The organism is Mycobacterium sp., assembly GCF_035506235.1.
Classification (GTDB): domain Bacteria; phylum Actinomycetota; class Actinomycetes; order Mycobacteriales; family Mycobacteriaceae; genus Mycobacterium.
The window spans coordinates 68123-76751 of record NZ_DATJPU010000076.1; the positions used below are offsets into that span (position 1 = coordinate 68123).

Annotated in this window: 6 protein-coding genes and 2 pseudogenes; 4 read left to right on the plus strand and 4 right to left on the minus strand. The window is 64.8% G+C overall.

All coding sequences use genetic code 11. The annotated features are described in order from the left end of the window. Positions 1–107 precede the first annotated feature (107 nt). Positions 108–1211, plus strand: a pseudogene (locus VMD50_RS07130) (HNH endonuclease). Positions 1212–1221: 10 nt separating this feature from the next. Here the strand turns inward: VMD50_RS07130 and VMD50_RS07135 are convergent. From VMD50_RS07135 to VMD50_RS07145, 3 genes and pseudogenes are all read right to left on the minus strand, one after another. Then, positions 1222–1347, minus strand: coding sequence for a hypothetical protein (locus VMD50_RS07135; RefSeq protein ID WP_325426236.1), 126 nt, complete (start codon positions 1345–1347; stop codon positions 1222–1224). An 89-nt stretch (positions 1348–1436) separates the two neighbouring features. Beyond that, positions 1437–1766: a type II toxin-antitoxin system PemK/MazF family toxin gene (locus VMD50_RS07140; RefSeq protein WP_325426238.1), complete on the minus strand. Its 330-nt coding sequence runs from the start codon at positions 1764–1766 to the stop codon at positions 1437–1439. Further along, positions 1763–2017, minus strand: a pseudogene (locus VMD50_RS07145) (type II toxin-antitoxin system antitoxin MazE5); the annotation flags it as partial. The pseudogene VMD50_RS07145 and the gene VMD50_RS07140, both read right to left, overlap by 4 nt. Positions 2018–2395: 378 nt before the next feature. On the opposite strand from VMD50_RS07145, the gene VMD50_RS07150 reads away from it, so the two are divergent. Next, positions 2396–5641, plus strand: coding sequence for a DEAD/DEAH box helicase (locus VMD50_RS07150; protein ID WP_325426240.1), 3246 nt, complete (start codon positions 2396–2398; stop codon positions 5639–5641). Positions 5642–5935: 294 nt separating this feature from the next. On the opposite strand, the gene VMD50_RS07155 is transcribed toward VMD50_RS07150, so the two are convergent. Continuing rightward, positions 5936–6388 (minus strand): VOC family protein, encoded by a 453-nt coding sequence (locus VMD50_RS07155; RefSeq protein WP_325426242.1) that lies wholly within the window; start codon positions 6386–6388, stop codon positions 5936–5938. 88 nt (positions 6389–6476) lie between these two features. On the opposite strand from VMD50_RS07155, the gene VMD50_RS07160 reads away from it, so the two are divergent. Together VMD50_RS07160 and VMD50_RS07165 are read left to right on the plus strand one after the other, a co-directional pair. Continuing rightward, a complete protein-coding gene (locus VMD50_RS07160) occupies positions 6477–7730 on the plus strand; it encodes a cytochrome P450 (RefSeq protein ID WP_325426243.1) in 1254 nt (417 codons plus the stop codon). Then, a partial coding sequence (locus tag VMD50_RS07165; RefSeq protein WP_325426245.1) for an alpha/beta hydrolase occupies positions 7731–8629 on the plus strand: 899 nt, incomplete at its 3' end. It lies immediately after the preceding gene.

An 8629-nucleotide genomic window follows, 5' to 3' on the forward strand; every position in this document is an offset into this window, starting at 1 on the left:
TCACTGCACGATTTGGCCGGTAGCCGAAACGAACTCCCACCTCGCTGCGCGCAGTGCGATGATTGCGTCGCTGACTCCGGCGGCAGTCCCCCGACTCGGGGTAGCTCATGTGTGCAAGCACGACCGACCGCGGAAACGCATCCGATTGTCAACTGCTCGAGACCGGCCTGCGCACCGCCACCTGCAAGCTGGCCACCTTGATGGGATTGATCGACCACTGCATCGAGAACATGCCCGAGCGGCCCGGCGATATGCTGCGGGTCCCGATTCCCGATCTCGCGCATCGATTGCTGGAGATCTACTGGCAGCAGGTACGCCCATTCGACGGCCACGAATTGCGCCAGTCCACACAACCGCGCGCACGAATCCTGATCGCCACCAATGCGTTACGTGACGCTGCGGGGGTTACACGCAGTGGTGTGTCGGTGGACATCGCCAAGCTGCGCGCGCCAGCCGCATACCGAAGCGCCATCGATGAAATTACCCTTTGCCTCGCGCAGCAGCCTTTGCATCGGCTGCAAAAACTGCCGGGCTCATCGACGAGCGATCCTTTTCTGTACGACGACTCGTTTCTGCACGACCACGTGTCGCGATCAACGTTGCGCGTGCACGGTGACGCCATCGAGCTGAAACCCGGTGTTGCGCAAGGTCTTGCGCGCCTGGCCGGGCTTCTTAAGCCGGCGCTGGAGATCATGTAGGTTGATGATGTGCGCCGGAAAAATAAGTTTCTGGACGCGGAGGTTCCCGATGTCGCGGGCCACTTGTTCGGCCGCGAGCGCACCGCCCTGGCCACCGTGCGCGAGTCGTTCAAGGAGGCGTTCGGCCCGCACTGCTTCTACTGCGGGACGCATCTGCCGGTGAACAATCCCGTCGATCATGTGCTGCCGTGGTCCCTGGTTGGTATCGACGGCCTGGCCAATCTCGTGCTGGCGTGCGCCCGCTGCAACGGCGACAAGAGTGGTGCACTACCGGCGGTGTCGATTGTCGATCGGGTGCTGGACCGCGACCAAGCGGTGTTGGAGCAGATCGCATCCCAGATTCAGTGGCCGACTCAGCACGACCGGGTCTTGGCTGCGGCGCTGGGCATTTACCGCGTGCAGCCCGCCGGAGTGCCGACGTGGTCGGGATACAAGCAGACCGAGCGGCTGGATATCAGTTTTCCAAGGCGATGGTTGCGAACGGACGCCTCGCACTTTGTTTATGGCGTCTAGCTCGTTGTCGTCAGGCTTCCGGTGTCATGGACCTGAATGTGGCGACCGGCTCGATGTCGGCGCGCAGATCGGTTCGCGCGGCCAGCACCCGACTCAACGGTTCGGTCAACAGCGATTCGTAGAGACCCTCGTCCACGGCGGGCAGGTTAGCGGATTGCCCCGACAGTTCACCGCCGACACGGCGCCGATTGCGACGATCTCGATGGCGATCGCGGCCGCGACGGATCAGCCGGCGCAATCAACCGCGATCTCGAGGGCTCCGCAGATCTGACGCATCCGAACGTCAGCAAGCCGGCCAAGTCGGCCGACCAGGACCGCGACCGAGACGCTTTCCACCGAGTCCAGGTTGACCGCCGAACGACGCGGGATCGGGTCGGAGTCCGCCTCGAGCACAACCTCGCTGGCGAGTCCCCGGATGGTCGTCGTGCACGGCGCGACGAGGGCACGCCTAAGCCGGGGGATCGCCGCATCACGGGACAGCACGACGACTGGGCGACGGCCGATTTCAGCCAGTTCGCACCACCACACCTCCCCGCGAGCGGGCAGCGCACTCACGAGGCGCCCGCCGCCCGCCGCCACGATGCCAGATCGCCCCACTCGTCCGGCTCCTCGGCCGGGTGCTCGTCGTAGGCGGCATAGCTGGCGTCGATTTCGGCGGATCGGTGTCGGGCGAGCAACGCCGCGAGGGCCTCGTCGATGAGGGCGGCGTCGGTGATCCCCGACCGCGCGCCCCGCGCGGCGCCAAGAAGCTCGGCATCCACGGTCGTGCTCAGCCGTATGCGATTCATGCCATCAGTATGCCACATCAGTTGTCGAAAGGTGCTTGACGAGTTCGTCGCACGCGAGACACCTGGCTGATACGCCACCGTCGGCGCCTCGGCCCGATCCCTGCTCCCCCGCGTCGGCATGCTCGCCGAGATCTGAACCAACGACGAGTGTCTTGCTCACGAGGCTGAGTTGCGCCCCGGCCTGCGGCAGTCACATCCGCCCATTAATCTCTGGCCGAGCCGGTACACAGTCGCTGCGAGTCGGGCACAGCGATAACCCGGACTGGCGGGGACTTCTGTGACTGATGTGACTCGCCAGCGCGACGGCATCTACCGAAAACGCAAACCTCCACCTCGTGTTCCAATCGCGCGGCGTGGTTCGGCCAACTTGTCAGACCGCATCGTTACGGTACGGCCATGCAGTCATTGATGTATCCGTCGATTGACCTGAACAGCACTGTCGACGTCCTTGACGCCGATACCTGGCGCCGTGGCATGTCTTACGCGCTGGATGGCCGGGTGCTGAGCTGCGTGTGGGACCCAGGGCTGCACAGCCTCTTCGGCGGTGTTAGCGGCAGCGGCAACCGCACCTATATGACCAAGGTGCGGCTTCTAGCAACACACGCCGATGCGTGGAATGTCGAAAGCGGGTCCTGTAGTTGCCCGATGCAGGTGAACTGTAAGCATGTCGCGGCCGTCGTCATCGCCGCCTCGACGCCCACAGGAATACCTGCCCACCGTCAAGCACCTCCTCCCCCACCATGGCGGCAGTCGCTGGACGCGCTGCTTCCCCCGGCCCCGACGAACGATCGCATCGGGACGCCACTGGCGATCGAGCTGAGCCCGTCGCTGAGCGGGCCGTCGCCGGCTCTCGACGCGCGGCTGGTGCGGCCCGGTAAGCGCGGCGGCTGGGTGGCCGGCAATCTGAGCTGGGGCAAGCTGCACATGTTGCGCAACGGTGGTTATCCCGACGCTCAGCTTCGGCTGCTGCAAGAGCTCTATGCGACCTACCAAGCGTCGGGCTCGAATTCCGCTGGCTACTACCGCTATTCGTATGGCCATTATACCTACGGCGACGTGAAGACGGTCTCACTGCTGCGATTTGACTCTCCGCAGCTGTGGCCGCTGTTGGACGAAGCCCGCCGGGTCGGGGTGCGGCTGCTGCAGGCCCGGCCACAACAGGATGTGCCGACGTACGCCACGGCGCAGTTATGTCTAGACGTCACCGCCGACGAGACGGGCGACCTCACCGTCGAGCCCGTGCTTCGCGTCGACGGCACGACGGCACGGCCCGCGGCGTTCATCGGTTCGTCGGGGCATGGCGTGGTGTATGCCGACGGCGGGTTGCGGCTGGCCCGACTGGACAAGCCGGCGCCTGAGGCGTTGCAGCGCATGGCGCTTCGTGATGAGCCGTTGGTCATACCCGCCGACGAGGCACCGCGGTTCGCCGTGGAGTACTACGCGAGGTTGCGGCACGTCGCGGCCGTCACGTCTTCGGACGAGTCGTTCACGCCGCCCCAGCTCGTCGGGCCCACATTGGTCCTGCGGGCCGAGTATCAAGACGAGCACCAGCTCGAGTTGATGTGGGAATGGGCATACCGATTAGCCGACAAGGACTTTCGTGCACCGGCTGGCACATCGGAGTACCTCGCGTGCCGCGACCTCGGGGCGGAGAACGCGCTCGCGTCGAGCATCGAGGCGCCGCTGGAGCAATTGGGGCTCCGCGCCGCCGACGGCACGCTCATCCCCGGAGCGCGACTGGCCGGCCTGGAGACAATGCGCTTCGCCACCGAAATTCAGCCGCTGCTCGCCGAGCTTCCGGATGTCGCACTGGAAGTGATCGGCAACCCGGCGGACTACCGGGAGGCGGGCAGCTCGCTCGTCATCGCGGTGACGACGGACGCGGTGTCCGGCGAGACGGACTGGTTCGACCTGGGTGTCACGATCAGCATTGAGGGCAAACAGATTCCATTCGTCAGCGTGTTCACCGCGCTGGCCTCCGGGCAATCGCACCTGCTGCTTGCCGACGGTGCCTACTTCGCGCTGGACAAGCCGGAGCTGGTGAAGTTGCGCCAGCTCATCGAGGAGGCCCGCGCGCTTACCGATGCCGAAGAGGGGTCACCCCGGATCAGCCGATTCCAGATCGGGTTGTTCGACGAGCTGGCCGAGATCGGAGTCGTGACGCGGCAGGCCGACGAGTGGCGACGCCAAGTCGACGGGCTGCGCGCCCTGCAGGGCCTGGAACCGGCAGCGGTGCCGACCAGCCTGCACGCTCAGCTAAGGCCGTATCAGGCCGATGGGTTCTCGTGGCTTGCGACGCTGTACGCCCACGGGCTCGGCGGAATCCTCGCCGACGACATGGGCTTAGGCAAGACCGTTCAGTCGCTGGCGTTGATCTGCCAAGTGCGCGAATACAATCCGGACATGGCGCCATTTCTGGTGGTTGCCCCGGCCAGTGTGGTGGCGAACTGGGCCGCTGAGGCCGCACGGTTCGCTCCCGAGCTGTCGGTGGTGCCGATTTTCGACACGCTGCGCCGTTCCGGCGCCGACCTCGACGAGCTGGCGACGGGTGCGCACATTGTGGTCACCTCGTACACGCTGTTTCGGCTGGACTTCGACGCCCACGCCGCCCGAGCGTGGTCCGGGCTGATCCTCGACGAGGCCCAATACGTGAAGAACCATCAGGCCAAGACCTACCAGTGCGCGCGCAGGCTGGCCACGCCGTTCAAGCTCGCAATCACCGGGACGCCGATGGAGAACAACCTCATGGAGCTGTGGTCGCTGCTGTCGATCACCGCGCCCGGGCTGTTCCCCCACCCGACGAAGTTCGCCGACTTCTTCGCCAAACCGATCGAAAAGACCGGTGACCCCGAGCTTTTGGCGCTGTTCCGCCGCCGCATCAAGCCTTTGGTCAAGCGCCGGGCCAAGGAGCACGTGGCCGCCGAGCTGCCGGCAAAGCAAGAGCAGGTCCTCGACATCGAGCTGCCGCCCCGACACCGCGCCCTCTATACCAAACGACTACAACGAGAGCGCCAAAAGGTGCTCGGCCTACTCGATGACATGCAGCGCAACCGGTTCACGATCCTCAAGTCGCTGACCGTGCTGCGGCAGATGGCGCTACATCCCGGGCTCGTCGACCCCGCACACGACGCGATGGCGAGCGCGAAGATAGACGCGCTCGCCGAGCACCTCCGCGACGTCGTCGACGGCGGACACCGCGCGCTGGTGTTCAGCCAGTTCACTCGATTCCTGAGCCGGGTCCGCGATCGCCTCGTCACCGAGGGCATCGATTACTGCTATCTCGACGGGCGAACCCGCAACCGGGCGAGCACGATACAGCGGTTCAAGCAAGGCAACGCACCAGTTTTCCTGATCAGCCTGAAGGCCGGTGGGTTCGGGCTGAACCTCACCGAGGCCGACTACTGCTTTCTGCTCGATCCGTGGTGGAACCCGGCCACCGAGGCCCAGGCCATCGACCGCACACACCGCATCGGCCAGACCCGCAACGTCATGGTGTACCGGCTGATTGCCCACGACACCATCGAGGACAAGGTAATGGCCCTCAACGCCCGCAAAGCCAAGCTGTTCGCCAGCGTGATCGACGACGGCAACGCCTTCGGCTCGGCCCTCACCGCCGACGACATCCGCGGACTGCTCGCCTGAGCGGATAGCACGGCGGCGTCACCGTTGCTTGCCCAAATGGCTCAGCCACTCGCAGCCAGCCGAGCCTTGATCCAGGCCCATCAGACGTCCCGTGGTTATGAGCAACCCGTGGGACCGCACAGGACGCGCCTGACCATTAGGCGACTTTCGAAAGCGATAGCGTCTGTGATATCGCTTTCGCGGCTCGTATGCAGGCCGCCTTGCTGATACTGATGTGGCCACTGTGAACGGACTTGGCTGGTGCCGTGGAGTGCACTCAAGCTTCTTTTCACAAAGCGCGCTGAAGAATATGCACTACGGTCGAGGTGGCAATGCCGCCAGCCAAGCATCCGAAAGCAGCTCCAGCAGCTGCCCATCCGGATCGCGGATCATCGCCATCGCGCCCGTCACCGTCTCCTCGACCACCGCTCCCCCAAACTCCTCGACCTTCTTCAACACGCCGGCGAGATCGGACACCGTAAACGAAATGTGCGTCAGCCCAATCTGATCCATGACGCGTTCCGACCCGACATGAACTTGACGCTTCGAGTAGTCCATGAGTTCGAGCACAAACCCGTCGCGCACCAAGTAGGTCGCGTGCACCCCGAGCGGCTCAGGAAGCTGGACAAGCTGGGCGGTGGGGCCGTCGGGTGGTTCAAGCTCCCACCAGAACTGAAATCCGAGCACACCCTCGTAGAACCGCCGCGACCGCTCGCGATCGGAGACACACAATCCGACATGGTTGAAGGTGGTCCGGTGACTACTCATCGCGGCCTTTCTCGACGGAGCCCAAGAGCGTAATAATGCAAAGATAGTGTAGAAAGCCGAGCTCTCGTCGCGGTGGAGGACTTATCTGATGACAACCCGTCCCGACGTCAGCCCCGACGCAATAGTCGACTTCGACCACCACTCCGACCAGTTCAACTTCGACGAACTGGCCATCAACGCCGACCTGAGACGAAGATGCCCCGTCGCCTGGAACGAGAACTACGACGGATTCTGGTTTCTCAGCAGCTATGACGCGGTGAGCCAAACCGCCCGCGATGGCGACACCTTCGCCCACAAATACGATCCGAACGCCGAAGATGGCGTCAACTACCAGGGCGAGATGGGTGTCCCGCGGCCGGAGGGCCAGCCGGCCCTGGGCATCGGCGAGGTCGACGGGCCGTACCACCAGGCCCTACGGCATGCCCTGGCCCCGTTCTTCTCGCCCGGCGCCGTCCAGAAACTAAAGCCATTCATGGAACAACTGGCACATGACTTCCTCGATCAGAACATCGAAGAAGGCCACATGGACCTCGTCCTCGACTACGCCAGCCCGGTCCCGGCCATCCTCACCATGAAGCTGATGGGCCTGCCCCATGACAACTGGCATCTTTACGCCACCCTCTTCCACTCCGTCATGGCCGTCCCCCAAGACAGCCCGCAGTACCTAGAAGCCATCGCCAAAGTCCCGGAAATGATGCAAGGCGTCCTCGAGTACGCGGCCGCCAGACGAGCCAAGCCGGAAGACGATCTCACCAGCTTCCTCATCCAGTTCGAGTTCGACGGCCAGCGCCTCACCGACGAACAGCTGCTCAACATCCTCTGGAACCTCATCGGCGGCGGCGTCGACACCACCACCTCGCAGACCGCGCTGACCCTGCTGCACCTGGGCACCCACCCGGAGCTGCGCCAGCAACTCATCGACCACCCGGAGCTCTACCGCACCGCCACCGACGAATTCCTGCGCTACTTCTCGGTCAACCAAACCCTGAGCCGCACCGTCACGAAAGACGTCGAGCTCATGGGCCAACACCTCCGCAAAAGCGACCGCGTCGTCATCAGCTGGCTGTCCGCCAACCACGACGAAAAAGAATTCCAAAAGCCCGACGAGATCATCCTCGACCGAACACCCAACCGCCACCTCGCCTTTGGGCTCGGGCCGCATCGCTGCATCGGATCCCACCTGGCGCGCCTGATGTCCGAGGTGATGGTCAAAACGGTGCTCGACCGCGTCCCCGACTACCAAGTCGACCTCCAAAACGTGCACCAATACCTGGGGAACCCGAGCATGACCGGGCTGGGCAAGCTGCCGGTCACCTTCACGCCAGGAACCAGGCGAGGCTAGATGCCAGACAACGGGCACAACGCCAACCCACTGGCGCAGGTGCTGGGACCGTTCACCCGGACCGGCGGCTTCTACGCCCGCTCCTGGGGCACCTACCTGGACCGCCAGCCGGACGAGCTTCCGGTGGCCCGGCCCACCATCGCGCTCGCGGCGCAGGCGTTCCGCGACGAAATCCTCCTGGCCGGCTTCAGCCTGCTGCGCCACGCCCCCGACGCGAAAACACTCGAACGCATCGACCGCGAAGTGCTTGCGGCACAAGAGTTTTACGCCAGCAAGGGCTGGCTCGACAATCCCGAGGGGTTTTTCGCCCCGCCCCCACCGCTGACCGACGTCACCGTCAAGCGCGTGAGCAACATGGGACGCAACTTCGAGCGGCTGTTCTTCGACAGCGGCTATGCGCCCCACGAAGGCGAACCCGGTCGGGAACGCTGGCTGACCTACACCGGCAACAACCGCGAATACGCCCTGCTGTTCCGGCACCGCCGGCCACGACCGTGGCTGGTCTGCATCCACGGCGCGGAAATGGGCCGGGCGGCGCTCGACCCGATGCTGTTCAACGCCTGGCATCTCTACCGAGACCTCGACCTCAACGTCGTGCTCCCGGTCCTGCCCCTGCATGGCCCCCGCGCAAGCGGAGGACCGAAATTCCCGAGCGAGGACGTCCTCGACGACGTTCACGGCACCGCCCAGGCGGTCTGGGACATCCGGCGCCTGCTGTCCTGGGTCCGCGCCCAGCAGCCCGGCGCGGCGATCGGGGTCAACGGCATCTCCCTCGGCGGCCTGATCAGCTCATTAATAGCCAGCCTCGACGACGGCCTGACGTGCGCGATCCTGGGCGTGCCGGCCGTCGACCTGGTGAACCTGGTCGGCCGCCACGCCGCCCTCAGCGGCCACGCCGG